Origin of the sequence: Pseudomonas vranovensis (genome assembly GCF_040438935.1) — a bacterium.
Lineage (GTDB): Bacteria > Pseudomonadota > Gammaproteobacteria > Pseudomonadales > Pseudomonadaceae > Aquipseudomonas > Aquipseudomonas vranovensis.
The window spans coordinates 2,123,069-2,148,270 of sequence record NZ_CP159259.1 but is presented as its reverse complement, the minus strand read 5'-3'; the positions used below and the strand labels follow the sequence as shown (position 1 = coordinate 2,148,270).

The following is a 25,202-nucleotide window of genomic DNA, read 5'->3' as shown; positions in this document are numbered from 1 at the left end:
GATTTCGCCGCTGGTCGCTGCCGGCCTGCAGGTGAGCCCATGAGCCTTGATCTCAAGCACCGCGTCGACCATGGCCCGATGGGCAGCTTCCAGTGCCTGGCCATCGGTATCTGCATTTTCCTGAACATGATCGACGGCTTCGATGTGCTGGTGATGGCCTTCACCGCCGCCTCGGTTTCTGCCGAGTGGGGCCTGAGCGGGGCGCAAATCGGGCTGCTGCTCAGCGCCGGGTTGTTCGGCATGGCGGCCGGCTCGTTGTTTATCGCACCCTGGGCCGATCGCGTGGGGCGACGCCCGCTTATTCTGTTCTGCCTGGCGCTGTCGGGGGTCGGCATGCTGCTCTCTGCACTGAGCCAGAGCCCGCTGCAACTGGCCCTGTTGCGCGGGCTCACCGGGCTCGGGATCGGCGGCATCCTTGCCAGCAGCAACGTGATTGCCAGTGAATATGCCAGCAAGCGCTGGCGTGGTCTGGCGGTCAGCCTGCAGTCCACCGGCTATGCCCTCGGTGCAACCCTGGGCGGCCTGTTGGCGGTGTGGCTGCTGGGGCAGTGGGGCTGGCGCTCGGTGTTCCTGTTCGGCGGCCTTGCCACTTTACTGGTGATTCCCCTGGTGCTGCTGTGGCTGCCCGAATCCCTGGACTTCTTGCTGGCACGCCGCCCGGACAATGCGCTGGCGCGGGTCAATCGCCTGGCGCTGCGGCTGGGGCAGCCGGCACTGGCGCAGTTGCCAGCGCCGCAGGTTCATGAGGCCGATACCGCCACCGGGTTCCGGCAGTTGCTGACCCCCACCATGCGCCGTACCACCTTGTTGATCTGGCTGTTGTTCTTCCTGGTGATGTTCGGCTTCTACTTCGTCATGAGTTGGACACCCAAGCTGCTGGTGGCCGCAGGTTTGTCGGCCGAGCAAGGTATTACCGGCGGGGTGTTGCTCAGTGTCGGCGGAATCGTCGGCGCGGCGCTGATCGGCGGGCTTTCCTCGCGCTGGCCGCTGGGGCGGGTGCTGGCGTTGTTCATGTTGATCACGGCCGGGCTGCTGGTGCTGTTTGTCGGCAGTGGTTCATCGGTCAGCACAGCGCTGGGGCTTGGCGTGTTGATCGGGCTGTTCTCCAACGGCTGCGTGGCCGGGCTCTATGCGTTGTCGCCGGTGGTCTACGACGCCTCGGTGCGCGCCACCGGGGTGGGCTGGGGCATCGGCATCGGCCGGATTGGCGCGATCCTGTCGCCGACCGTGGCCGGTGTGCTGCTCGATGGCGGCTGGCAACCGCTGCACCTGTATGGCGTGTTTGCCAGTGTCTTTGTGCTGGCTGCCGGTTGCCTGCTGTTGCTCAAGCCGTCTCACACACCGGCGCAGCCGATGATGGCCGGTGCCTAGGCCTGGCCGTCGATGATCGCCTCGGCGACGGTTGCGCAGAACCATTGCAGTGCGGCGGAGCTGTCGCTGTTGGGGTGCCAGTTGAGTGACACGTTGAACTCGGCCACCTGGAACGGCAGCTCGAGCATCTTCAAGCCGCCTTCCTGAACGAACAACCGGGCGATCTGCGCCGGTAGCACCGCAAGCAGGTCGGTGCCGGGGATGATCTTGGGCAGCACCGAAAAGTGCGGTACCTGCAGGCTGATCCGGCGCTGCACGCTCATGGCGTTCAGCACATCCTCGACGCTGCCGTGGCCGGTGGTGCGGGTCACGGTGATGTGACGCTCGGCAATGAACTGCTCAAGGCTCAGGGCCTGGTCGATGCGTGGATGGTCGAGGCTCAACAGGCACACGTAGCGCTCGCGCATCAGTACCTGGCTGCGGGTACCGGCAACGGGCGGGCGGCAGATGGCGGCGTCGATCTTGCCGCTGGCCAGCCACTCGCCGACCTGGTCCACCTGCAGGGGCAGCACTTCGACTTCAGCGTGGGGCGCCTCGCGGTTGAGGCGCGCCAGGATCAACGGCAAGAAGCCCATTTCGCCAAGGTCGGAAAGGGCGATGCGAAACCTGCGCTCGGTGCTGCCAGGGTCGAACTGGCGTGTGCTCTGCACTGCGCCTTCGATGCGGGTCAGCGAGTCGCGCAAGGTAGCGTACAGCTGTTCGGCGACAAAGGTCGGTTGGATACCGTCGCGGGTGCGGCTGAACAGGGGGTCGTCAAACAGTTCGCGCAGGCGCGCCAGGCCGTAGCTGACCGAGGGCTGGGTGACGAACAGGCGCTCGGCGGCCAGGGTCACGCTGCGGGCCTCGAAGAGGGTGACGAAGGTGCGGATCAGGTTCAGGTCAATGTGGCTCATGGGGCCTCGTAACACGCGCAACGATATAGATAGGTTCTATTTTTGATAGAGATAGTATCAATTTGATCAATCTGGTGGTGACTGCAAAAGTAACCCACATTCTAAAAACGAGCTGCAAGGGTCTTTATGAAAACGGTTCACCGCGCCTCCTACGACATTCTTCGCCAGCACGGCCTGACCACCATCTTTGGTAATCCCGGCTCCAACGAGCTGCCGTTTCTCAAGGGCTTTCCTGAAGATTTCCGCTACATCCTCGGCCTGCACGAAGGGGCGGTAGTAAGCATGGCCGATGGTTATGCCCTGGCCACCGGCCAGCCGACTTTCGTCAACCTGCATGCCGCGGCCGGCACCGGTAATGGCATGGGCGCCCTGACCAACGCCTGGTATTCCCACAGCCCGCTGGTGATTACGGCCGGCCAGCAAGTGCGCTCGATGATCGGCGTGGAAGCGATGCTGGCCAACGTCGACGCCGCACAATTGCCCAAGCCGCTGGTCAAGTGGAGCCACGAGCCGGCCTCGGCGCAGGATGTGCCGCGCACCCTGAGTCAGGCGATTCACATGGCCAGCCTGGCGCCTCGCGGCCCTGTGTACGTGTCGATTCCCTATGACGACTGGGCCTGTGAAGCGCCTGCCGGGGTCGAGCACCTGGCCCGGCGCCAGGTGGTCAACGCCGGCCTGCCTTCACCGGCGCAGCTTGAGCACCTGTGCGAGCGCCTGGCGGCGGCGCGCAACCCGGTGCTGGTGCTGGGGCCGGATGTCGATGGCAGCGGCGGCAACCCCCTTGCGGTGCAACTTGCCGAGAAACTGCGGATGCCGGCCTGGGTAGCACCTTCGGCCTCGCGGTGCCCGTTCCCGACCCGTCATGCGTGTTTCCGGGGTGTGCTGCCGGCGGCGATTGCCGGTATCAGCCGCTGCCTGGCCGACCACGACTTGATCCTGGTGGTGGGCGCACCGGTGTTCCGTTACCACCAGTACGCCCCAGGCGACTACCTGCCCGCCGAATGCCAGTTGCTGCACATCACCTGCGACGCGGGGGAGGCTGCCCGTGCCCCCATGGGCGATGCCCTGGTGGGTGATATCGCCCTGACCCTGGCAGCGTTGGTCGACAGCGTGCCGCAGGTTGATCGACCCATGCCGGTGGCCCTGTCCAAAGCGCAACCGGTGGCCGAGGAAGGCGGCCTGCTGCGCCCGGAAACAGTGTTCGACCTGATCAACGCGCTGGCACCCAAGGATGCCATTTACGTCAAGGAATCCACCTCCACCGTCGGTGCGTTCTGGCAGCGTGTGGAGATGCGCGAGCCCGGCAGCTATTTCTTCCCGGCCGCCGGTGGGCTCGGCTTTGGCTTGCCTGCGGCGGTGGGTGTGCAACTGGCGAAGTCCGATCGGCGCGTCATCGGCATCATCGGCGACGGCTCGGCGAACTACGGCATCACGGCGTTGTGGACGGCCGCCCAATACAACATCCCGGTGGTGTTCATCATTCTTAAAAATGGCACCTACGGCGCCCTGCGCTGGTTCGCCGATGTGCTCGATGTCAGCGATGCACCGGGGCTGGATGTACCCGGCCTGGATTTTTGTGCCATCGCCCAGGGCTACGGCGTGCAAGCGGTACAGGCGGCCACCGCCGAGGCATTTGCCAGTGCGTTCAGCGAAGCACTGGCGGGCAATCGGCCGGTGTTGATCGAGGTGCCCACGCAAACCATCGAGCCCTGAAGGGGCCCGCTCCTGCACAACAATAAAAACAAGAGGTGGCTATGAAAACGACTTCCGTCAGTGAAGTGATCGACGCTGCACCCTTCAATCGCACCCATCTGCTGATCCTGATGTGGGGCTGCTTCATCATGCTGTTCGATGGCTATGACATGGTGATCTACGGCTCGGTGGTGCCGCGCCTGATGCAGGAGTGGCAGCTCACGGCCATCGAGGCCGGGACCCTGGGCAGCTGTGCGCTGTTCGGCATGCTCTTTGGCGGAACCTTGCTGGCGCCACTGGCCGACCGCTTCGGCCGGCGCAAGCTGATAATCGTGACGACCTTGATGGCCAGCCTCGCGGCGTTCATGACCGGCCATGCCAGCACCCCGATCCAGCTGGGCGCCTGCCGCCTGGTTACCGGCCTGGCGCTGGGCGCGCTGGTGCCCAGTGCGGTGAACCTGATCAGCGAGTTCGCCCCGCAAGGCCGGCGCAGCACCATGATTACCGTGATGTCGAGTTTCTACTCGGTGGGCGCAGTGCTGTCGGCCCTGCTGGCTATTGCGGTGATCCCGCAGTGGGGCTGGCAGACGGTGTTCTATGTGGCCGTGCTGCCGGTGCTGGCGGTGCCATTCATGCTGCGCTACCTGCCGGAGTCTGCTGCGTTCCTCGAACTCAAGGGGCGCCGCGCCGAACTCGATCAATTGCTGGTCAAGGTTGATCCAGGTTTTCGTCCCGGCACCGAATTGCGCCTGCCAGGCAACGACACGCAAGTGCGTGCGGCACGCCTGCCGCAGCTGTTCAGCAAGGGCCAGGCCCTGGCGACCGTGCTGCTGTGGGTGGCGTTCGCGATGTGCATGCTGATGAGCTACGGCCTCAATACCTGGCTGCCCAAACTGATGGCACACGGGGGGTATCCGCTGGGTTCGAGCCTGGCGTTCCTGGTGACCCTGAACATCGGCGCCACGGTGGGCGCGCTGTTCGGCGGCTGGCTCGCCGACAAGCTGGGCGTACAACGCACCCTGGCGTTGTTCTTTGTGCTGGCAGCCCTGTCGTTGGCCGCACTGGGTTTCAAACCAGGCCCGCTGGTGCTGAACCTGCTGTTGTTGATCGCCGGCGCCACCACCATCGGTACGTTGGCGGTGATCCATGCCTATGCCTCGATTGCCTACCCTGCGCATATCCGCTCCACCGGGGTCGGTTGGGCTGCCGGTATCGGTCGCCTGGGCGCCATCGCAGGCCCGATGCTCGGCGGCAGCCTGCTGTCGCTGGAGCTGCCGTTCCAGCAGAACTTTCTCGCTTTTGCCCTGCCGGGGGTGATCGGCGCGCTGGCCATCGTCTGTATCCACGTGCGTGCGCCGCAGCAGGCTTGCGAGCCTGAAGTCGCCAGCAAACCCACTGTTTGACCCTTACCTGTCCAAGGAGCATTTCATGTCTGATACCTGCCCTCGTTACAGCGACCTGCACCTGCAGCCGATTGCCGGCCAGTGGCGCACCGGCGCTGCCGGCAAAAGCCTGCGCGTGACCAACCCGTTCAATGATGCGCTGCTGCTGGACATTCCCCAGGCCAACCGCGACGACCTCGATGCCGCCTACCGCGAGGCCGCCCGGGTGCAGCCGCAGTGGGCGGCACTGGGGCCGTCGGCGCGGGCGGCGGTGCTGTACGAGGTGGTGGCGGTGTTCGACCGGCGCCGCGACGAAATCATCGACTGGATCATCCGCGAGTCGGGCAGCACCCGGCTCAAGGCCCAGCTGGAGTGGGGCGCAGCGCGGGCCATTGCGCTGGAGTCGGCGTCGTTTCCAGCGCGGGTACACGGACGCATTGTCGAATCCAATGTGCCGGGCAAGGAAAGCCGGGTGTACCGCAGTGCGCTGGGCGTGGTGGGGGTGATCAGCCCGTGGAATTTCCCGCTGCACCTGACCCAGCGCTCGATTGCCCCGGCATTGGCGCTGGGCAATGCGGTGGTGGTCAAGCCCGCCAGCGATACCCCGGTGTGCGGTGGCTTGTTGCTGGCGCGGATCTTTGAAGAAGCCGGGTTGCCGGCGGGCGTGCTCAGCGTGGTGGTCGGTGCCGGCAGCGAGATTGGCGACGCCTTCGTCGAGCATGAACTGCCGTCGTTGATCACCTTTACCGGCTCCACCCCAGTGGGGCGAGGCATCGGCCGAATCGCCAGTGGCGGCGAGCACCTCAAGCACGTGGCCCTGGAACTGGGCGGCAACAGCCCGTTCGTTGTGCTGGACGATGCTGACCTGGAACAGGCGGTGAACGCAGCGGTGTTTGGCAAGTTCCTGCATCAGGGGCAGATCTGCATGGCGGTCAACCGGATCATTATCGACAACAGCCTGTACGACGCCTTCGCCGAGCGTTTTGTCGCGCGGGTCAAAGGCCTTGCGGTCGGTGATCCGAACCTGCAAGACACGGTGATCGGCCCGCTGATCAATGCCCGTCAGCTCCAGGGCCTGGAGGAAAAGATCGCCCTGGCGCGACGCGAAGGGGCCGAGCCGCTGTACGAGGGCGGGGTAGACGGCAACCTGCTGGCGCCGCATGTGTATGGCGAGGTGACCCTCGACATGGACCTGGCCCGCAATGAAATCTTCGGTCCCCTGGTGGGGCTGATTCGCGCGCGTGACGAAGCCCATGCCCTGGAGCTGGCCAACGCCAGCGAATTCGGGCTCTCCAGTGCGGTGTTCAGCAACAACCTGGAGCGCGCCGTGCGCTTTGGCCGGCAGGTACGCGCGGGCATGACCCACATCAACGACATCCCGGTGAACGACGAGGCCAACGCGCCTTTCGGCGGCGAGAAAAACTCGGGGCTGGGGCGCTTCAACGGTGACTGGGCGATTGACGAGTTCACCCGTGATCACTGGATCAGCGTGCAGCATTCGCCGCGCCAGTATCCCTTCTGATGCCTTGAGTCACTGAGTACTGCCCGGCGTTTGCCGGGCTTTTACGCAGCCTCTGATGGACGGGCCCGGCTGGCCTGTCGGGGAGCGGCTGCGCCCATGAAAAGCGGAGAACAATAATAATGATCCACACTCCTTGCACCCTGGCGCGTTCGGTCGCCACCGCGACTTTGATCCTGGCCACGAGCCTGCCGACCTGGGCCCAGGACGGCGGCTTTTTCGAGGATGCCAAGACCGACCTGTTACTGCGCAACTATTACTTCAATCGCGACTTTCGTGACCCGGGGGCGGCCAAGAGCAAGGTTGACGAATGGGCCCAGGGCTTCATTCTCAAGTTCACTTCGGGCTACACCCCGGGCGTTGTCGGGTTTGGCCTCGATGGCATCGCCATGTTTGGCGTGAAGCTCGACAGCAGCCGTGATGTCAGCGGTTCGGAACTATTGCCGGTACATGACGACGGGCGCGCGGCAGACGACTACGGCCGGGCCGGGTTGGCGGCAAAAATGCGCATCTCCGCCACCGAGCTCAAGGTGGGCGAGCTGATGCCGGACATTCCGCTGCTGCGTTACGACGATGGTCGCCTGCTGCCGCAGACATTTCGCGGCGGGATGCTCGATTCGCGGGAAATCGAAGGCCTGAGCCTGCAGGCCGGCCAGTACCGTGAAGTAAGCCTGCGCAACTCCTCGGACATGCAGGACCTGTCGGCCTGGGCGGCGCCAGGGGTGACCTCCGACGGGTTCAACTACGCCGGCGCCGAGTACCGATTCAACCAGCAGCGCACGTTGGTAGGTGTGTGGCATTCACAGCTCGAAGACATCTATCAACAGAGCTACTTCAACCTGCTGCACAAGCAGCCGATGGGCAACTGGGTGCTGGGTGCCAACCTGGGATACTTCATCGACAAGGAAGATGGCCAGGCGCGTATCGGCGACATCCAGAGCCGTACCGGGTATGCGTTGCTGTCGGCCGCGACCGGTGGCCACACGCTGTACCTGGGGTTGCAGAAAGTCAGTGGCGACAGCCAGTGGATGTCGGTGTACGGCAGCAGTGGTCGGACGTTGGGTAACGACATGTTCAACGGCAACTTCAGCAATGCCGACGAGCGCTCCTGGCAGGTGCGGTACGACTACAACTTTGCCGCCATGGGCGTACCTGGGTTGCTGGCGATGGTACGTTACGGGCATGGCGAGAACGCGACCACGGCTGCGGGCAGCAATGGCAAGGAATGGGAGCGTGACACCGAGCTGGGCTACACCATCCAGAGCGGCACCTTTCAGCGCTTGAGCATTCGGGTGAACAACGCCACCAACCGGCGCAGCTTCAACAGCGACTTTGACCAGACGCGGTTGATTGTGAGCTACCCATTGTCGTTCTAGAGAGCTGACGACTGCTGCGCAGCCGATCGCAGCCTCGTGCCTCGGCAGCGGCTACGGATTGCCGGTGTAGCCGCTGGCGCCAGCCTGCGATCGGCTGCGCAGCGGTCTGTGCATTCATGACCATTGCGCCATTTGGCGACTGTTGCGCAGCCGATCGCAGCCTCGTGCCTCGGTAGCGGTTACGGATTGCCTGTGTAGCCGCTGGCGCCAGCCTGCGATCGGCCGCGCAGCGGTCGTGCTTCAGGACTGTTGCGCTTACCTGGCGCCAGCCTGCGATCGAGCGCGCAGCGGTCGTGCACTCATGACCATTGCGCCATTTGGCGACTGTTGCGCAGCCGATCGCAGCCTCGTGCCTCGGCAGCGGCTACGGATTGCCGGTGTAGCCGCTGGCGCCAGCCTGCGATCGGCCGCGTAGCGGTCGTGCTTCAGGACTGTTGCGCTTACCTGGCGCCAGCCTGCGATCGAGCGCGCAGCGGTCGTGCACTCATGACCATTGCGCCATTTGGCGACTGTTGCGCAGCCGATCGCAGCCTCGTGCCTCGGCAGCGGCTACGGATTGCCGGTGTAGCCGCTGGCGCCAGCCTGCGATCGGCCGCGCAGCGGTCGTGCACTCATGACCATTGCGCCATTTGGCGACTGTTGCGCAGCCGATCGCAGCTTCGTGCCTCGGCAGCGGCTACGGATTGCCGGTGTAGCCGCTGGCGCCAGCCTGCGATCGGCCGCGTAGCGGTCGCCAGAGGTAGAGGGACATCCGCTCCCACAGCACTCACCTTGCGGTAGTATGGCGGTCCATGTTTTCTGGAAGTTGCCTGGATGAGTAAGCCCGGTCAATTGGTACTGGTTGCGCTGCGCAAGATGATCGCCTCGGGCGAGTTGGCCGCCGGCGCGCGGTTGATGGAAATCCCTACCGCCGAGCTGTTCGGCGTCTCACGCATGCCGGTGCGCATGGCGTTTCGTACCCTGGAGCAGGAAGGGCTGCTGGTGCGCTTTGGCGGCCGTGGCTTTCAGGTGCGTTCGGTAAGTGCCGACGATATCGCCGGCGCCGTCGAGGTGCGCGGTGTGCTGGAAGGCCTGGCCGCACGCCAGGCCGCCGAGCGCGGGTTGTCGCCTGAAGCACGGGACACCCTGCAGCGCTGCCTGCACGAAGGTGATCAGCTGTTCGAAAAAGGCTTTGTCACCGAGGAAGACCTCGAGGCCTATCACGACCTCAACATGCGCTTTCACCAGGTGATCGTCGAAGGCAGCCACAACCCGGCAATCGCCGATGCGCTGGCGCGCAACGATCACCTGCCATTCGCCTCGGTCACTGCGCTGGCCGTGGACCGTCACGACCTGGCACGCGAGTACCGACGTTTCAATTACGCGCACATGCAGCACCACTCGGTGTTCGACGCGCTGCTCAACGGCCAGGGCGCCCGCGCCGAAGCGATTATGCGCGAGCATGCCAATGCCACCTTGCGCTATGCCGAAACCTTCGGTGTGGCAACCACCGACGAGCGCATGAAGGTGATCCTGCCCTCGTCGTGACGCGGTTCAGATATCCAGTACCAGCAACGGCGTTTTCGAGCGCGAGCAGCAGGGCGTGAATTGATCGTTCAGCGCCTGTTCTTCCTCCGTCAGGAACAGGTCGCGATGCTCCGGCACGCCGTCCAGCACCCGCGTCAGGCAGGTGCCGCAAATGCCTTGCTCGCACGACATGGCTATCTCGATGCCATGACGCTCCAGCACTTGCACCACGCTCTGGTCGGCGGGTACCTCGAAGACCTGGCCGGTGCTGCCCACCTGTACCGAGAAGCTGCCATCGTTGGCGGTATCCACCGGTGCGGCGGCGAAGTATTCGCGGTGCAGGCAGCCTTCCTGCCACCCTTGCGCCCTGGCACTGTCGAGCACGTGCTGCATGAAGCCGCCAGGGCCGCACACGTACAGGTGAATATCGTCCTGCGCATTGGCCAGGACCTTGCTGGCATCCAGTGCTGTCTGGGGTTGTTCATCGAAATGCAGGAACAGGCGGTCGGCAAACGGGGCCGTGCGGATGCGCTCCACAAACGCTGCGCGCTCGCTGGAGCGAGCGCAGTAATGCAGCTCGAAGTCGGCGCCGATATGCGCCAGGCGCTCGGCCATGCACAGGATCGGGGTGATGCCGATGCCGCCGGCAAACAGCAGGCTGCGCCGGGCACCGTGTGCCAGCGGGAACAGGTTGCGCGGCTCGCTGATGCGCAGTTGGGCACCACAGTCGATCTGTTCGTGCATGCAGCGCGAGCCACCCCGTGAGGCAGGGTCCTTGAGCACGCCGATCAGATAGCGATGGCGTTCCTCGGGGTGGTTGCACAGGGAGTACTGGCGGACCAGGCCGTCGGGCAGATGCACGTCAATGTGCGCGCCGGCGCTGAACGCCGGCAACGGGCTGCCATCGACGGCCGCCAGTTCATAGCTGTAGATGTCTTGCGCTTCACGGGTACGGGATACCACCACGACGTCGATCATGTTCGGTCCTCGGGAGTGTGGCTGGGGTCAGGCCGGGGTGGCGGTGGTGGCGATCAACTGCGGCTCGGGCGCGCGTTCCTGGGCGATCAGGCGGTCGAGGATTTTGCGCGACTGCACGCCGCCGGCGTCGATGTTGAGCTTGAGCAGGTTGCGCTGAGGGTGGTCGAGCAGGTTGCGTTGCTGGCGCTCGAGCATCTCCAGGTCTTCGCTGAAGATTTTGCCCTGGCCTTGGCGGATGTCTGCGGTCAGGGCGTCGTCCTGCGCGGCGAAATTGCGCGCCATGCCCCAGAAGTACCAGATCGAGGTATCGGTCTCGGGGGTGATGAAGTCGACCACGATGCTCGCGGCCTTGTGCTGCGCCTCGGCGTGATAGCCACCTTTGCCCGCGTGGGCCACGCCCACTTCGATCAATACATGGCTGGGCGGGGTGAAGCGGCAGATCTGCCAGCGGTCCACCGGCACGTCGTCGGCCAGGCCGTTGCCGCGCAGGGCCATGCGCCAGAACGGCGGGGCCATGATGTTTTCCATGTGTCGGGCAGTGACTACCTCGTCGCCGTTGACGGTGGTCACTGGCGGTGCTTCGTCGATTTCCTTCTGGCCGATGCTGGAGGCATGTACGTAGGTTTCGTGGGTCAAGTCCATGAGGTTGTCGATCATCAGGCGGTAGTCGCAACCGATGTGAAACAGCCCCCCGCCGTAAGCCCACTCATCGCTCACGGCCCACTCCAGGTGCGGGATCAAGCCCGCATCCGCCAACGACTGCTCGCCCGGCCAGACCCAGACAAAGCCGTAGCGCTCGACCACGGCGAAGGTCTTGTTGCACGGAAAGCCCCGCACCCGTTGCCCGGGCATCTCGACGGTCTTGCCGTCGCAGCCCATCACCAGGCCGTGGTAACCGCATACCAGGTTGCCGTTCTCGACATAGCCCAGCGACAACGGCGCACCGCGGTGCGGGCAAAAATCCTCGACAGCGGCGACGCGGTTCTCCTGGCCTCGGTAGAAAACGATGCGTTCACCGCAAATCTGCCGGCCCAGGGGCTTGTCGGCAATTTCGTCAGGGGTGCAGGCGACATACCAGGTGTTCTTCGGGTACATGAGGCTCTCCGCTCAGCGATTGTTTTTATTTAATGGATCCATTAAAGGTGCTTTGCGGAGAGCGAGTCAACGAATAGTTAGCTTTTCGTTCGCCATTTCGGGCGATAATCGAACAGAGATTAAATTTTAATGGATCCATTGGCGCGATGCGCCCAGCCCGCAAGGGACTTGAGCACACACCCCGCGACCACGGCCGCGCCGGCACTGATGAAGATCGAGTCCCGCGCATCGCCCATCTGCAGCACCGCGATAAAGGCCGGTGCCAAGGCGGCTGCGCCGGACTGCAGCACGCTGACCATCGGCGTGAGGTTGCCGCGCGGGTCATTGGTGGCGATGGCGCCCATGTAGTAGGTCAGGGCCAGCACCCAGCCGAAGTTCATTACAAACAGCGCGGCGCACAAGTAGTCGGCGTCGTGGGTGTAGCGCGCCAGCATGACGATCGACAACAGCACCAGCAGCGAGCCCAGGACGATCATCGGGCCGCGGCTGACTCGCCCGCCGAGCAGGCTGGGCAGCGCGCCGCCCGGCAGGCCGCCGAGTACGCCCAGGCCGAAGGCCCAGCCAACGTCGAGGGCGCTGATACCACGCTCGCGGGCCAATTGGTCGACAAAGCCCCAGATGCAGTAGATCGCCAGTTGCAGGCAGAGCATGCCCAGCAACGAGAAGCGCCCGATCAGTGCCGAGCCGCTGCCGTCGCTGGTGTTGCGTGCCGAGGCGCCGATTCGCAAGTGGGTGGGGATGACCAGGGCCACCAGCAGGATCAAGCCGAACCACAGGGCGATGGATGCAATCGCCGCGCGGCTGCCGTAGTCCTGCGCCACGTGCGGCAGGGTGGTGGCATACAGGGCAAAGAGTGCCGTTTGCAGCAGGAGCGAAAGCCCGAAGGAGCGGTCTTGCCCGGGCAGCCGGCCGAGGGCGTTGATGGCCCCGGCATACAGCACGCCAGCCGCGATGCCACAGGCGCAGCGGCACACCAGCAGCGTGGTGTAGCTGTCCAGGCTGGCACTGGCCAGGTTGAGCACGGTGGCGGCAAGTGCGGCGCCCAGGTACAGGTTGCGCCCGCACAGCCGCCGGCCCAGCGCCGGTAGCAACAGGCTGCCGAGCAAGGTGCCGGTCATTTCGATGGACAGTATCCAGCCTTGCTGGCTCAGCCCCAGGGCCAGCCGTTCGGCAACCAGGCCGATGAAAATAGGTTGAACACCGATAATGATCAGTGACGTGGCAGCGATGTAGATCAGGACGGCGCGCAAGAGCAGGGCATTATTGTTGTTGTGCATGATCGATTCCGGCGACAGGGGCAGGGGACGCGGCCGGCGATGGCCGCGTCGATCGGGGTCAGGCCTGGCCGGTGGTGCCGGCGTCGTGGGTGATGCGCCCGTTCATGAGGGTCAGCGCCACCTCGGTCTTGCCGATCTGGTAGCGCTCAAGCTCGAACAGGTCCTGCTCCAGAATGATGATATCGGCACGCTTGCCCGCGGTGATCGATCCGATCTCCTTTTCCAGGCCCAACTGGTAGGCACCGTTGAGGGTATAGGCGGCGATCAGTTGTGGAATACTCAAGCGCTCGTTGCCATCGGGCATCACCGGCGCATCCGGCTCGCCGCTCAACTGGCGAGTGTGGCCCGACTCGATATGCTCTACCGGACGATGTTGGCAGCGGCACTGGCAGGCCAGGCCGTCCATGCCGATTGACACGGTGACGCCCTGGTCGATGAAGGTGCGGAACTTGTACATCGAGGCCCAGCGCTGATAGCCATAGGACTTCTGGATGGCCTCGGCATAGGCATCCACCACGCCCCACTGCAATTGAGTGTTGGCCATCACGCCGATGCGGCGAAAACGCGGGATGTCGTCGGGGTGGGTGAGGAAGGCGTGGGTGATCACGTGGCGCCGGTCGCGGGGCGGGTTGGCGGCAAAGGTGCGTTCGAACACGTCCAGGGCCATGCGCACGGCACCATCGCCCACGGCGTGAACCATGACGTCGATGCCATTGGCATCGGCTTTGCGCACATGTCGTTCGAACACCGCCTCGGGCATGGTCGTCGAGCCGCAGCTATGGGGCTTGTCGCAATAGGGTTCGAGCAGGAAGGCGGTATGGTTCATCTCGGTGCCGTCGAGCATCAGCTTCAGCGCCTGGGCCTTCACCAACGGCGAGTCGTATCGGCGGCGCAGGTCTTGCAGGATGGCGACCGGATCGGGCTCGGTGCCCATGTCGATGAAGCTGCCGACTACCCGCAGCTTCAGGCGGTCTTCGCGTTCAAGCTGTTGCAGGGTTTCGTAGAGCAGGGTCTGGTCGCCGCTGGGGTCCAGAAAGCCTGCATCGAACACCGTGGTAATGCCGGCCGCTACCAGTTTCTCTTGCCACAGGGCAATCGAGCGCAGGTACAGGTCGATGCCAACCGGCAGGTAGCCGGCCTCGCTCAAACGTTGCATCAGCAAGGAATAGGCCGCGCCGTCGACAATCACGCCGGTGGGCTCGCCGCTGACTGGGTCTTTCTCGAACCAGCTGGCGCCTTCCTCCACCGGCGGGGTGTGGCGGTCGATGCCGGCGATTTCCAGTGCGCAGCTGTTGACCCACATGGTGTGGTAGTCAGTGGACAGCAGGCACACTGGTTTATCCGCGCAGATAGCGTCGAGCACTTCGCGGCGCAGTACCTCGGCAGGCATCAAGGCCTGGATCCAGCCCATACCGGTGATGGCTTTTTCGTCGGGGTGGGTGTCGACGTAGTGTTTGAGCATGGCCAGCACTTGGTTGGGGTCTTCATGGTTGACGAAGGCCTGGAAGGCGAAGGCGGTGGTCGAGAAGTGCCAGTGCGATTCGACAAAGCCTGGCAGCACCAGTTTGCCGCCAGCGTCGATCAGCCGGGTGCAGGCATTGGCATGAGTCATTACGCTGGCATCGTCGCCAACATGCAGGATGCGCTCACCGGCCACGGCCACGGCGCTGGCCCAGGGGCGGTGCTGGTCGACGGTGTAAATGCGGGCGTTGTGGATGATCAGGTCGGCAGTGGCCGCTTGGGCAGTCATGGTGGGTCTCACTTTTCAGGGGAAGGCAAGGGGTCAATAGCGATAGGTGACGTACATCGACAGGGTGCGGAAATCGTCATTGCCGTAGCGTTCGCGCGCCGCGCCCAGGGGCTGGGCCCAGTTGAAGGCAAACGAAGCGGCCACGCTCGGGGTCGGCAGCCAGTCGAGAAACACCACGTTTTCGTTGGCAAAGCGCCGGTCGCTGACCGGGATGCCGTTGAGGGCTTTTTCGTCGAGGCTGAAGCGGTAGTGGATGCCGCCCAGGGTGAAGGTTGGTGTCAGTTGGGTGCGTAACGTCCATTGGTCGACCCGTTCGTTGCTGTTGTAGAGCAGGTAGTTGCCGACAATGTCGCCGATCAGCCAGGTGCTCCAACCGATGAAACCCTTGCTCAACGGATCCCAGGCGGCCTGGGTGTGGTCGCCGGGATCGTCATCGCCCGAGAACCGCGCATGGCGGTAGCTGAGCAGGGGTTGCAGGGGCAGGGCGGGGAAGGCGTAGTCGGCCTGCGCGTACCAGGCACTGGCGTGATAGTCGACGCCAGCGCCGTGACCGCGTTGCAGTGCGTACTCACCGTGCAGGGTCAGGTCGGCCAGGCCCGGCAGCTTGGCCTGCAGCGTCCGCAGGTTGTACACCCGCATGCCGTCACGCGGTTGCAGCGGGTTGGCGTACGGGTCGTCGGCGCTAACGCGCAAGGCCATGAGGCCCAGGTTCACGTGGCCGCCGGGGGTGTAGTCGAGGTTCAGGCCATTCATGCGAACGTCACCGAGGTGGTCGTCGGTGTGCAGGCTGAAGGCCTGGGCTGCCACTTCGCCGTGACCGAAGCCGAGCACCGCCGCGTCGCGAAACGCTGTGCGTGGGCCGAGCCAGTAGGCGCCGTCGTCGAACATGTCGAGGTTGCCGTCCATGACGATGAAACCGCTGCCGACCATGAAGTCCTGCTTGCCGGCGGTGAACGTCCAGTCGCGGAGCTGCACCCCGGCGTAGGCTTGCTCGACTGCTCCCCGGCCGTCACCGTCGCGGGTGTAGCCGCCGGCATCGCCGTCGCCGAAGGTATGCGCGCCGAGCAGCGCGCCGCCTGCGAACAGACGCGTGTCGGGGGCCAGGGCATAGCCCAGGGTGAGGCCGGGCTTGACGTAGGCCTCTTGCCAATCGACGCGTTCGCCGTCGATGTGGCCATCGCGCAGGTCGATACGACCCAGGCCAAAATTGACGTTGCGGGCGTTGATACTGGCGGCCCCGGCGCCGAGACTGAACTCGCCGCTGAGGCCCGCCGCTTCAAAGGCGTAAGCGGCGTAGCTGTGCTCACAGATTACGGCCGTGAGTATCGACAGCGTCCAGGCGTGGCTGGCTCGGGTCATCGGTACTGCTCCCATTGTCGTTGTAGTTGGAGGTGGGGGCCTGGTTGGCGTAAAAATATTCTTGATCCGTGAAAATGTTTTAGTCAATAAAATATTTTTGCCAGTGAAAAATCCGGGTATGCTGGCGGGTATCCCCGCAGGGCCGGATCAGATCAAGGAAAGGAGTTGCAGTGAGCGGATTGCGTGAACAGCAGAAGGCGATGCGCCGCGAGGCGATCAGCCGCACGGCGCTGGAGTTGTTCGACAGCCAGGGCTACCAGGCCACGACCATGGAGCAGATCGCCCGGTTGGCGGCGGTGTCGGTACCCACGGTGTTTGCCTATTTCGGCAGCAAGCAAGAGATCCTGCTGGAGAAACTGCGCGAGGCCGATCACCGCGCCATTGCCGAGGCACGCCGGCGTGCGCCGGAGTTTGCCGAGGCGCTGGATGCCATCTGCTACTTCGAGCAATGCCTCACCGAGTACGCTTTTGCTGTGTTGCCGGCGCCACTCTGGCGCGAGATTCTGCCGCCGTTGTTGCCGTTGCTGGGCAGCACGCAACAGGCGGTGCCCGAGGCGTACAAGCGGGTGAACGATGCCTTGGTGAGCGAGCTGGCGCAGCTGTTTTGTGACCTGCGCGACAGCGGCAAACTGCGTGCAGACCTGGACACCGACTACGCGGCCTTCCTGTTCAACGACTACGGGCATGTGCAGCTGTTGCGCCTGTGCAGCCAGGCGCCGCTCGACCTGCAGCGCCATCAGGCCGAGGTGCGGGGGTTTACCGCGTTTGTGTTGCGGGGAATGGTGGGGTAACGGTGCGCGTGCGGCTTGAACCCGGCACGATGCTAGGCGCGGGCTTGCCCCGCTTGAATGACGACCGCTGCGCGGCGATCGCAGGCTGCCGCCAGCGGCTACACAAGCTAGGTAGCCGCCCTGTCGCCCGTTCGGCGCGGCCGATCGCAGGCTCCAAGCCGCTGCCGAGGAACGAGGCTGCGATCGACTGCGCAGCAGTCGCCTTGGCCCCACCGTTTACGCCGAAGTTGACCGCCCGGCCCTGAGCAGCACGACGACGCCGAGGAGGCCACACACCAGCGAGCCCATCAGCACGCCCACCTTCACGGCATCGATCAGATGCGGCGCGCCCGGGAACGCCAGCGCGCCAATGAACAGGCTCATGGTAAAACCGATACCGCACAGCAGTGCCACACCATACAACTGCATCCAGTTGCAACCCTCGGGCAGCTTGGCCAAGCCTGCGCGAATCGCCAGTGCGGCCAGGCCGAACACGCCAATCTGCTTGCCCAGCAACAAGCCCAGGGCCACGCCCAGGGGGACCGGCTCAAGCAGGTGGTCGGGGGTAATACCGGCCAGCGACACCCCGGCGTTGGCAAAGCCGAAAATCGGCACCACGGCGAAGGCGACCCAGGGGTGCATCTTCTCTTCAAGGTAAAGCAGCGGCGACTGCCGGGGGGTGTCGGCATTGCCCAGCGGGATGCACAGGGCCAGGATCACACCCGCCAGCGTCGCATGCACGCCCGACTGCAGCATGAAGAACCACAGCAGGCCACCCGCCAGCAGGTAAGGCCACAGCCGCTGCACGCCGCAGCGGTTGAGCACCACCAGCAACACGATCACTGCCAGTGACGCCAGCAGCATGCTGACCGACAGGCCGCTGGTATAGAACAGCGCGATGATTACCACCGCCCCCAGGTCATCGAGAATCGCCAGGGCCGACAAGAAGATCTTCAGCGACAGCGGCGCGCGCTTACCCAGCAGGGCCAGCACACCCAGGGCGAAGGCAATATCGGTCGCCGCGGGGATGGCCCAGCCATTGGTGGTCTCGGCACTGCCCCAGTTGATCGCCAGGTAAATCACCGCGGGTACCAGCATGCCGCCAAGGGCCGCGAAGCCGGGCAGGGCGCGCTGGCTCCAGGTCGACAACTGGCCGGCGAGTATTTCGCGCTTGATCTCAAGGCCCACCAGCATGAAGAAGATCGCCATCAGGCCATCGTTGATCCAGTGCTCGATCGACAGCCCGGCGAGCTTGACCTGCAGGGTGGCGAAGTACACCTCGGCCCACGGTGAGTTGGCCGCGATCAGCGCGGCCAGTGCAGCGGCCATGAGGATCACGCCACCGGCGGACTCGGCAGCGAAAAAGCGCGTGAGAAAGGCCAAGGTGGAAGGCGACTGACTCAGGTCGCGGGTGTTTTGTGGGCGTGGGGAATCCAGGCTCATAGGCACGAGCAGAAGCTGTCGCAGACGGGCGTGTACCTGCAGGACCAAATGAAAATCGACAACTGGGTATTCCTGCTGGGCAGTCGCTACGACTGGGCCAGCAACCAGAAGGATGACCGCGATCCGCAAACCCAGAAGGACGAGAAGTTCAGCGGCCGCGCCGGTATCGTCTACCTCTTCGACAATGGCCTGGCACCGTACGCCAGCTACAGCGAGTCGTTCCTGCCGGTGATGGGCGTCACGGCCAACAACTCGCAGCTTGATCCGGAAGTCGGCAAGCAATACGAAGTGGGCCTGAAGTACGAGCCGCCCGGCGGCAACAGCCTGTACACCATCGCAGCGTTCGACCTGACCAAGCAGAATGCCACCGAGAACGTCGGCGGCTTCTCGCGCCAGGACGGTGAAGTGCGCTCCCAGGGCGTCGAGCTCGAGGGCAAGAGCGAAATCACTCCGGGGTTCAACCTGATCGGCAGCTACACCTGGAACGACGTCGAGGTCACCCAGTCTGACATCGGCAACAAAGGCAACACACCGTTCCGGATTCCCGAACACATGGCTTCGATCTGGGGCGACTACACCGTGCAGGGCGGACCGCTCGAAGGTCTGCGCATTGGCGCCGGCGCCCGCTACGTGGGCAGCACCTACGGAGACTCGGCCAACAGTTTCAAGGTCGACAGCTACAGCGTGGTCGATGCCCTGGTCGCCTATGAACTGGGCAAGCTCGACGCCTCGCTTGACGGTGTGGAAGTGTCGCTCAACGCCACCAACCTGTTCGACGAGGACTACGTGGCGGGCTGCTTCAGCACGGTGGGTTGCCAGTACGGCCAGCAGCGGACGGTGTATGGCACTGTGAGCTACAACTGGTAGGTTGACGCCCGTCCCAGTTCGTCTCACTACGCTGGCGCCTTCGGGCGCCAGTCAGGAACTAGGGTAGAGTGCCCACCCCTATCTGTTATCAAGCGTTAGCTGAAGAATGAATCGTCCGCTGTTTGTTTCCCTGGATGGGCCCAAGGGGTCCGGCAAAACCACACTGTTGGAGGCCATTACGAAAGTACTGAGGGCAGACAACAAGAAAGTGATCCGCCTGTGCGAGAAAAAAAGCGATCCCCACAGGGGTGAAACAATGGCCCTGGTCAACCAGCTTGTCAGAAATCCCAGCCGGGAACTGGAGTGGAGGGTGTGTGAGCGCCTGGCCGATAGCCGTGAATGGATTTCCCAGCACGTGCTGACCCGACAGCCGCAGGACAGCATCATCTTGATCGATCGCTGGTACCCCTCCGATGCCGCGTTTCGTCGCCTGGTCCCGTTTGCAGATATTCTTCAGCTGAACATGGATCGCAATGTGCGAGTGCCAGACCTGCACGTCGGGGTTGTCACTGCGCCTGATATTTCATGGGCGAGGGCGGCGGCACGGTCGCGTGGGCTGGGCAGTACGGTGATGCACAGGCTCGAAGAACATGTCGCCAGCACCCAGGCGTTCGAGCGGGCGATTGCCGATCAGGGCTGGGTGTTGTGCCGCAATGAGGGGGTGGTCGAAGACGCAACGATGGAGGTGGTTGCTGCGATCTACGGCGTCCTTTGATGCCCCGTACGCAAGGCTTGCGAGCACCCGCCATCGTGCCTGACGGGTGCCTGATGCAGCCTTAGCCAGCGCTGATGTTGCCGCAGAACAGCGGTCGACTGCCATCGGCGGCACTGGTACGCACCAGCAGGGCATAGTCTCCCCGGGTCAAGTCAGCCAGCGCCACGGGGGCCTGGGACCAATAACGTGTCCGTGGTGCCAACGACAGGTAGTTGACGTTATCGACCTTGTCGGTCTTGTAGGCAGGGCTTTTTCCCAAATGCTGGCAGGAACCCGCGTAGATTTCAGTCTCGAGGCGGCTCGGGACAGCCATGTGGTCGGGTACGCCACCGACATTGAGGTAGATGCCGGTGTCGTTGCCCACGGGGTTGAGGGTGGCACGTGCAATATGGCCTGCGTTCTGCGGGGTAGCATCGAGAGGGACATCGACGAGATCGGCGTTGCTTGCGCAACCTGAAAACGCCCCAGCCGCCACCACCAACGCCAGCCAAGATGTTCTGTTCATCACAGATCTCCTGATATGAGGTGCGTTGATCCGGTCCCCCTTATGAAGTCTAGTTTCCTGGACCGTGCGCGGGATTGGCCTGATGGGTGGTCATCAGCGGCCCCCCAGGGACCGCTCATTCCTGATCCATCACCTCGGCCACGCCTCGATCTTCCCCCAGGAATCCGCCACTCTGGTGGTGCCACAACTGCGCATAGATACCGTTTTTTGCCAGCAGTTCAGTGTGGGTACCTTGTTCGATGATGCGTCCTTCATCCATGACAATAAGCCGATCCATTGCTGCAATCGTGGAGAGTCGATGGGCGATGGCTATCACTGTCTTGCCTTCCATCATCTCATCGAGGCTTTCCTGAATGGCCACTTCGACTTCGGAATCCAGCGCGCTGGTCGCCTCGTCAAGCAGCAGGATCGGGGCGTTCTTGAGTATCACCCGGGCAATCGCGACGCGCTGGCGCTGGCCACCCGATAGCTTGATGCCGCGCTCGCCCACCAGGGTGTCGTAGCCGGTATGACCTTGGCGGTCGCTCAGTTGGCGGATGAACTCGTCGGCCTGGGCACTGGCCGCGGCACTGCGGATCTGGGCATCGCTCGCGTCGGGCCGCCCGTAGGCGATGTTGTCGCGAATGGAACGGTGCAACAGCGACGTATCCTGGGTGACCATGCCGATGGCGCTGCGCAGGCTGTCTTGCGTTACATGGGCGATGTCTTGTCCGTCGATGCGAATCTGCCCACTGTCGACATCATAGAAGCGCAGCAGCAAGTTGATGAGCGTGGACTTGCCCGCGCCGGAGCGACCGACCAGGCCGATTTTTTCACCCGGGCGAATGGTGAGGCTCAGGCCATCGAGCACCTGGCGTTCGCCGTTGTAGTTGAAGCTCATCTTGTCGAAGGTGACCGCCCCGCCGGTGGTCACCAGCACCCCCGCATCCGCTGCATCTTTCACCTGGGGGCCGCGGGTAAGGGTTGCCATGCCATCCTGCACGGTGCCGATGCTCTCGAACAGCGACGTCATTTGCCACATGATCCAGTGCGACATGCCATTGATACGCAACGCCATGGCCGTGATTGCCGCCACGGCCCCGGCGCCGACCTCACCCTGGTGCCATAGCCACAGCGCATAGCCCCCGGCAGCCATGATCAACGCCACCACCAGGGCCTGGTTGACGATCTCGAACTGGCTGACCAGGCGCATCTGGCGAAAGCCGGTTTGCTTGAAGTCTTCCATTGCTGCCCGTGCGAAGTGCGCTTCACGATTGGAGTGGGAAAACAGCTTCACCGTCGTGATGTTCGTGTAGGCGTCCGAGATCCGCCCGGTCATCATCGACCGCGCATTGGCCTGTTCCTGTCCGACTTTGCCCAGGCGGGGCACGAAGTACAGCATGGCCAGCCCGAACAAGACGACCCAGGCAACGAAAGGCAGCATCAGTTTCAGTGCGAAACCACCGGCCAGTGCGATGATTGCAATGAAATACACCCCTATGCCGAGTGCGATCTCGATAAGGGTGAACAGCAGGTCGCGCACGGCCAGCGCCGTCTGCATCACCTTGGTGGTGACCCGGCCGGAAAACTCATCGGAAAAGAACGAAAGACTCTGCCGCAGCATCAAGCGGTGGAAGTCCCAACGCAGTCGCAATGGCAGGTTGATCGCCAAAATCTGGTGCTGCACCATGGTTCGCAACGCCACCAGCCCGATGCTGCACAGCATGACGATAGCCATGCCCGACAATACGCGGCTTTCCTGCGCCGCCGCATCGCCTCCCGCCTGCCAGGTCGAGAGCAGGTCCACGACCTGGCCGAGAAAAGCGAACAGCCAGGCTTCGTAGATCGATACGCCAGCACTGAGCAGCGCGAACGCAAGGATGTAGCCGCGGGCACCTCGTGTGCAGGCCCACAGGAACCGTGCCAGGCCCACGGGGGGTGGCGGTACCTCGTCAGGAGGAAAGGGGTCGAGCCTTCGTTCAAATGCACGAAGCATGTGGGTCTCCAAAACCGTCGAATTGCGCAGATTTTGCCACTGAACGGCTGCTTTGGGGGATTTGCGACTGCTGCGCAGTCGATCGCAGCCTCGTTCCTCGGCAGCGGCTACAGCGCCTGCAATCGGCCGCGTAGCGGTCGTGGTTCAAGACCGTTGTTCCCAAATGGAACGGCCTTACACGCCAGCGTATTTCTCTTCTACGCTGATACTGTTCTGCCGTTTCTCCCATAGGAGCATCGTCATGTCTGCCTGCCTTCACCGGGCGATCCTGCTCACTCTCGCCATGTTCGCGCTGCCGGGCTGCTCCGATGAGGATTCGCAGCCCAAGCAATCGGCCACGGTGCCAGCAGCGGCCCCGGCGGCCACGCCTGCAGCTCCGGCAGCTCCGGCAGCGCCCGCCACGCCGAGCGAGGCGGTGTTCAGCACCGAGCAGCTTGACCAGATGCTGGCACCGTTGGCGTTGTATCCGGATGCATTGCTGGCGCAGGTGCTGATGGCCACCACTTATCCTGGCAATGTCGCCGACGCCGTTGCCTGGTCCAAGGCCCATCCCGACGCCAGTGGTGATGCCGCCGTCAAGCAGGTCGCCGACCAGCCCTGGGACCCTAGCGTGCAGTCGTTGGTGGCGTTTCCGCAGGTGCTGACCACGCTCGGCCAGGACCCGGTATGGGTGCAGCGAGTCGGCGATGCGTTTCTCGCTCAGCCCGACGCGGTGATGAATTCGGTACAGCGCCTGCGCGCCAAGGCCAAGGCCGCCGGCCACCTGGAATCGAACGACCAGCAGACCGTCACCGTGCAACCGGCCAGCGCCCCCGTCGGCGGTACGACCACTGTGGTGCAGGCAGCCGCGCCGGCACAGACCATCGTTATCCAACCGACCAATCCGCAGGTGGTGTATGTCCCGAGCTACAACCCCTCCGTGGTGTATGGCAGTTGGCCCTATCCGTCCTATCCACCCGCGTATTACCCACCATCACCGGGCTATGCCATTGGCACGGCATTGGCGACCGGCCTGGCTTTTGGTGCGGGGGTAGCCATTGTCAACTCGCTGTGGGGGGATTGCGACTGGGGGCACAATGACGTCGATATCGACGTCAATCGCTACAACAACATCAACGTCAATCACCGGATCGATGCCAACCAGAACAATTGGCAGCACAATCCGCAGTTTCGAAACGGCGTACCGTACCGCGACCAGGCCAGCCGCGCACAATTCGACCGGCGCTTGCCCGGCGGTGCGCAGCGCACCGCCATGCGCGGTGACACGCCGGCTCGTGTCGCAGACCGTGCCCGTGCCCGGGAAAGCCTCGCACAGCATGGTATCGAAGCACCGGCAACCAGTAACCTCGAAGCCCGCCAGCGTGTGCAGAGCGCTGACCGCGAGCGTGCGCAGCAAAGCCTCCAGCAACATGGCATCGGCCAGGGCGGTAGCGCGCGCGAGCGGGCCCAGGTTGCCGACCGCCAACTGAAGAACGATGGTCAGGCCCGCCAGCGTGCCCAGGCATCCCTGCAGAATCGCCAGCATCAGCAGCCCGTGCACAACCAGCAGGTACGCCAACAAGTGCGCCAGCAACACGCCGGCGCGCGGGCTCCGCGCAACAATGCGTTGACCGGCGTGCGCGATCCGGCGCAGTCACGCATCGCGAGCAATCGCGGCCAGCTCAGCCATCAGAGTTTCAGCAGGCCCTCTGCAGCGTCTGCGGGCCACGCCGTGCAACGACCCGTACGGATGCAGTCCCACGGTGGCGGCCGTCGCCATTGAGAGGAGAGTCACTCATGAATGCAGCAGGTCGATTCGCGCTGGTTGTGCTCCTGCTCTGGACATCCGGCAGTTATGCCCAACAACACTTCCCGACGCCAGAGCGCGCCGGCGAGGCGCTGGTGCAGGCGCTTGGTAGCCAGAAGAGCGAAAACCAACAGTTGGCGAACCTGCTCGGCAACGACTGGAAGAACTACATCCCGACCGAGCACGTCGACCGCGCAGACGTCGACGCCTTTCTCGCCCTCTACCAGCAAAAGCACCAGGTTCAATCCGACAGCCCGGACCGTGCGCACCTGGTGGTCGGCGAAACCTCCTGGGTGTTCCCCATTCCCCTCAAGCACGTTGCCAGCGGTTGGGTATTCGACACCCGTGCCGGTGCCGAAGAAATCCGCCTGCGCCGCATCGGACGCAACGAACTGGCAACCATTCAAGCGGTACGCGCCTATCACGACGCACAGATGGATTACGCCGAGATCGATCGCAATGACGATGGCGTGCTCGAGTACGCGCAGAAGTTCATCAGCAGCGACGGGCAGTTCGATGGCCTGTACTGGCCCGAGGAGGAGGGCGTCGAGGAAAGTCCTCTCGGACCGCTGTTCGGTGATGCCGCGATTGGCGACGACTGGCACGGCTATCACTACCGCATTCTCACCGCCCAAGGCCCCTCGGCGCCGGGCGGCGCCTATGACTACAAGATTGGTGAGCGCATGACGCGCGGCTTTGCCGTGATCGCCTGGCCGACCAAGTACGGGGAAACTGGTGTGATGAGCTTCATGATCAGTCACGACGGTGAAGTGTTCCAGAAAGACCTCGGCCGAGATAGCACCAAGAAGGCTGCAGTCATTAAGCGTTTCGATCCCGATAGCAGTTGGAGCGAAGTAAAGGACGAGGACGACGCGTCCTGAACCAGGCGGTTCAGCCATTCCCGAGGTCGAGGACGAACCCTTGCCCACGTTCCGGATCTACC

At 63.8% G+C, this 25,202-nt stretch carries 20 protein-coding genes; 11 read left to right on the top strand and 9 right to left on the bottom strand.

Annotated features, from left to right (window positions below):
• Nucleotides 1-39 precede the first annotated feature (39 nt).
• Nucleotides 40-1,371: an MFS transporter gene (locus tag ABVN19_RS09940; RefSeq protein ID WP_105642749.1), complete on the top strand. Its 1,332-nt coding sequence runs from the start codon at nt 40-42 to the stop codon at nt 1,369-1,371.
• On the opposite strand, the gene ABVN19_RS09935 is transcribed toward ABVN19_RS09940, so the two are convergent.
• On the bottom strand, nt 1,368-2,264 hold the full coding sequence (locus ABVN19_RS09935; RefSeq protein WP_028946251.1) for a LysR family transcriptional regulator: 897 nt from the start codon (nt 2,262-2,264) through the stop codon (nt 1,368-1,370). The genes ABVN19_RS09940 and ABVN19_RS09935 overlap by 4 nt on opposite strands.
• 126 nt (nt 2,265-2,390) lie before the next feature.
• Between ABVN19_RS09935 and mdlC the strand changes: the two genes are divergently transcribed.
• From mdlC to ABVN19_RS09910, 5 genes are all read left to right on the top strand, one after another.
• Nucleotides 2,391-3,977: a benzoylformate decarboxylase gene (mdlC, locus tag ABVN19_RS09930; protein ID WP_028946250.1), complete on the top strand. Its 1,587-nt coding sequence runs from the start codon at nt 2,391-2,393 to the stop codon at nt 3,975-3,977.
• Nucleotides 3,978-4,018: 41 nt separating this feature from the next.
• The gene (locus ABVN19_RS09925; protein WP_028946249.1) at nt 4,019-5,359 is read left to right on the top strand and encodes an aromatic acid/H+ symport family MFS transporter; all 1,341 of its coding nucleotides are present in this window, start codon (nt 4,019-4,021) and stop codon (nt 5,357-5,359) included.
• Nucleotides 5,360-5,384: 25 nt separating this feature from the next.
• Nucleotides 5,385-6,860: an aldehyde dehydrogenase family protein gene (locus tag ABVN19_RS09920; protein ID WP_028946248.1), complete on the top strand. Its 1,476-nt coding sequence runs from the start codon at nt 5,385-5,387 to the stop codon at nt 6,858-6,860.
• A gap of 119 nt (nt 6,861-6,979) precedes the next feature.
• The gene (locus ABVN19_RS09915; protein ID WP_105642750.1) at nt 6,980-8,233 is read left to right on the top strand and encodes an OprD family porin; all 1,254 of its coding nucleotides are present in this window, start codon (nt 6,980-6,982) and stop codon (nt 8,231-8,233) included.
• A gap of 813 nt (nt 8,234-9,046) precedes the next feature.
• Nucleotides 9,047-9,760, top strand: a complete 714-nt coding sequence (locus ABVN19_RS09910; protein WP_028946246.1) for a GntR family transcriptional regulator — start codon at nt 9,047-9,049, stop codon at nt 9,758-9,760.
• A 6-nt stretch (nt 9,761-9,766) separates the two neighbouring features.
• Here ABVN19_RS09910 and ABVN19_RS09905 read toward each other — a convergent pair whose 3' ends face one another.
• From ABVN19_RS09905 to ABVN19_RS09885, 5 genes are all read right to left on the bottom strand, one after another.
• Nucleotides 9,767-10,717: a PDR/VanB family oxidoreductase gene (locus tag ABVN19_RS09905; RefSeq protein WP_028946245.1), complete on the bottom strand. Its 951-nt coding sequence runs from the start codon at nt 10,715-10,717 to the stop codon at nt 9,767-9,769.
• 27 nt (nt 10,718-10,744) lie between these two features.
• Complete coding sequence (locus ABVN19_RS09900) at nt 10,745-11,812, bottom strand: aromatic ring-hydroxylating dioxygenase subunit alpha (RefSeq protein WP_028946244.1); 1,068 nt, start codon at nt 11,810-11,812, stop codon at nt 10,745-10,747.
• 119 nt (nt 11,813-11,931) lie between these two features.
• Nucleotides 11,932-13,089, bottom strand: coding sequence for an MFS transporter (locus ABVN19_RS09895; protein WP_105642581.1), 1,158 nt, complete (start codon nt 13,087-13,089; stop codon nt 11,932-11,934).
• A 58-nt stretch (nt 13,090-13,147) separates the two neighbouring features.
• On the bottom strand, nt 13,148-14,839 hold the full coding sequence (locus tag ABVN19_RS09890) for an amidohydrolase (RefSeq protein WP_105642580.1): 1,692 nt from the start codon (nt 14,837-14,839) through the stop codon (nt 13,148-13,150).
• Between the two features lie 33 nt (nt 14,840-14,872).
• Entirely contained in the window at nt 14,873-16,198 is a 1,326-nt protein-coding gene (locus ABVN19_RS09885) for a hypothetical protein (RefSeq protein ID WP_028946241.1), read from the bottom strand.
• A gap of 170 nt (nt 16,199-16,368) precedes the next feature.
• Between ABVN19_RS09885 and ABVN19_RS09880 the strand changes: the two genes are divergently transcribed.
• The gene (locus tag ABVN19_RS09880; RefSeq protein WP_028946240.1) at nt 16,369-16,989 is read left to right on the top strand and encodes a TetR/AcrR family transcriptional regulator; all 621 of its coding nucleotides are present in this window, start codon (nt 16,369-16,371) and stop codon (nt 16,987-16,989) included.
• 216 nt (nt 16,990-17,205) lie between these two features.
• Here ABVN19_RS09880 and nhaA read toward each other — a convergent pair whose 3' ends face one another.
• Nucleotides 17,206-18,411 carry a Na+/H+ antiporter NhaA gene (gene nhaA / locus ABVN19_RS09875; protein ID WP_036990445.1) on the bottom strand — a complete coding sequence of 402 codons (1,206 nt, stop codon included), beginning with the start codon at nt 18,409-18,411 and terminating at the stop codon, nt 17,206-17,208.
• Between nhaA and ABVN19_RS09870 the strand changes: the two genes are divergently transcribed.
• Both ABVN19_RS09870 and ABVN19_RS09865 read left to right on the top strand, forming a co-directional pair.
• Nucleotides 18,385-19,278 (top strand): TonB-dependent siderophore receptor, encoded by an 894-nt coding sequence (locus ABVN19_RS09870; protein WP_256585928.1) that lies wholly within the window; start codon nt 18,385-18,387, stop codon nt 19,276-19,278. The genes nhaA and ABVN19_RS09870 overlap by 27 nt on opposite strands.
• Nucleotides 19,279-19,384: 106 nt before the next feature.
• Nucleotides 19,385-19,993: a dTMP kinase gene (locus tag ABVN19_RS09865; RefSeq protein WP_105642579.1), complete on the top strand. Its 609-nt coding sequence runs from the start codon at nt 19,385-19,387 to the stop codon at nt 19,991-19,993.
• A gap of 61 nt (nt 19,994-20,054) precedes the next feature.
• Here ABVN19_RS09865 and ABVN19_RS09860 read toward each other — a convergent pair whose 3' ends face one another.
• Both ABVN19_RS09860 and ABVN19_RS09855 read right to left on the bottom strand, forming a co-directional pair.
• Complete coding sequence (locus tag ABVN19_RS09860) at nt 20,055-20,498, bottom strand: hypothetical protein (protein ID WP_028946225.1); 444 nt, start codon at nt 20,496-20,498, stop codon at nt 20,055-20,057.
• A 115-nt stretch (nt 20,499-20,613) separates the two neighbouring features.
• Complete coding sequence (locus tag ABVN19_RS09855) at nt 20,614-22,473, bottom strand: ABC transporter ATP-binding protein (protein ID WP_105642578.1); 1,860 nt, start codon at nt 22,471-22,473, stop codon at nt 20,614-20,616.
• Between the two features lie 241 nt (nt 22,474-22,714).
• Between ABVN19_RS09855 and ABVN19_RS09850 the strand changes: the two genes are divergently transcribed.
• Nucleotides 22,715-24,235, top strand: coding sequence for a DUF3300 domain-containing protein (locus tag ABVN19_RS09850; RefSeq protein WP_105642577.1), 1,521 nt, complete (start codon nt 22,715-22,717; stop codon nt 24,233-24,235).
• A 14-nt stretch (nt 24,236-24,249) separates the two neighbouring features.
• A complete protein-coding gene (locus ABVN19_RS09845; protein ID WP_105642576.1) occupies nt 24,250-25,140 on the top strand; it encodes a DUF2950 domain-containing protein in 891 nt (296 codons plus the stop codon).
• The last annotated feature ends 62 nt before the right edge of the window (nt 25,141-25,202 follow it).

Bases quoted from the DNA above. Each gene is read 5' to 3' on its own strand.
- ABVN19_RS09940 (WP_105642749.1), top strand. From the start codon at position 40: ATGAGCCTTGATCTCAAGCACCGCGTCGACCATGGCCCGATGGGCAGC.
- ABVN19_RS09935 (WP_028946251.1), bottom strand. From the start codon at position 2,264: ATGAGCCACATTGACCTGAACCTGATCCGCACCTTCGTCACCCTCTTC.
- mdlC (WP_028946250.1), top strand. From the start codon at position 2,391: ATGAAAACGGTTCACCGCGCCTCCTACGACATTCTTCGCCAGCACGGC.
- ABVN19_RS09925 (WP_028946249.1), top strand. From the start codon at position 4,019: ATGAAAACGACTTCCGTCAGTGAAGTGATCGACGCTGCACCCTTCAAT.
- ABVN19_RS09920 (WP_028946248.1), top strand. From the start codon at position 5,385: ATGTCTGATACCTGCCCTCGTTACAGCGACCTGCACCTGCAGCCGATT.
- ABVN19_RS09915 (WP_105642750.1), top strand. From the start codon at position 6,980: ATGATCCACACTCCTTGCACCCTGGCGCGTTCGGTCGCCACCGCGACT.
- ABVN19_RS09910 (WP_028946246.1), top strand. From the start codon at position 9,047: ATGAGTAAGCCCGGTCAATTGGTACTGGTTGCGCTGCGCAAGATGATC.
- ABVN19_RS09905 (WP_028946245.1), bottom strand. From the start codon at position 10,717: ATGATCGACGTCGTGGTGGTATCCCGTACCCGTGAAGCGCAAGACATC.
- ABVN19_RS09900 (WP_028946244.1), bottom strand. From the start codon at position 11,812: ATGTACCCGAAGAACACCTGGTATGTCGCCTGCACCCCTGACGAAATT.
- ABVN19_RS09895 (WP_105642581.1), bottom strand. From the start codon at position 13,089: ATGCACAACAACAATAATGCCCTGCTCTTGCGCGCCGTCCTGATCTAC.
- ABVN19_RS09890 (WP_105642580.1), bottom strand. From the start codon at position 14,839: ATGACTGCCCAAGCGGCCACTGCCGACCTGATCATCCACAACGCCCGC.
- ABVN19_RS09885 (WP_028946241.1), bottom strand. From the start codon at position 16,198: ATGACCCGAGCCAGCCACGCCTGGACGCTGTCGATACTCACGGCCGTA.
- nhaA (WP_036990445.1), bottom strand. From the start codon at position 18,411: ATGAGCCTGGATTCCCCACGCCCACAAAACACCCGCGACCTGAGTCAG.
- ABVN19_RS09865 (WP_105642579.1), top strand. From the start codon at position 19,385: ATGAATCGTCCGCTGTTTGTTTCCCTGGATGGGCCCAAGGGGTCCGGC.
- ABVN19_RS09860 (WP_028946225.1), bottom strand. From the start codon at position 20,498: ATGAACAGAACATCTTGGCTGGCGTTGGTGGTGGCGGCTGGGGCGTTT.
- ABVN19_RS09855 (WP_105642578.1), bottom strand. From the start codon at position 22,473: ATGCTTCGTGCATTTGAACGAAGGCTCGACCCCTTTCCTCCTGACGAG.
- ABVN19_RS09850 (WP_105642577.1), top strand. From the start codon at position 22,715: ATGTCTGCCTGCCTTCACCGGGCGATCCTGCTCACTCTCGCCATGTTC.
- ABVN19_RS09845 (WP_105642576.1), top strand. From the start codon at position 24,250: ATGAATGCAGCAGGTCGATTCGCGCTGGTTGTGCTCCTGCTCTGGACA.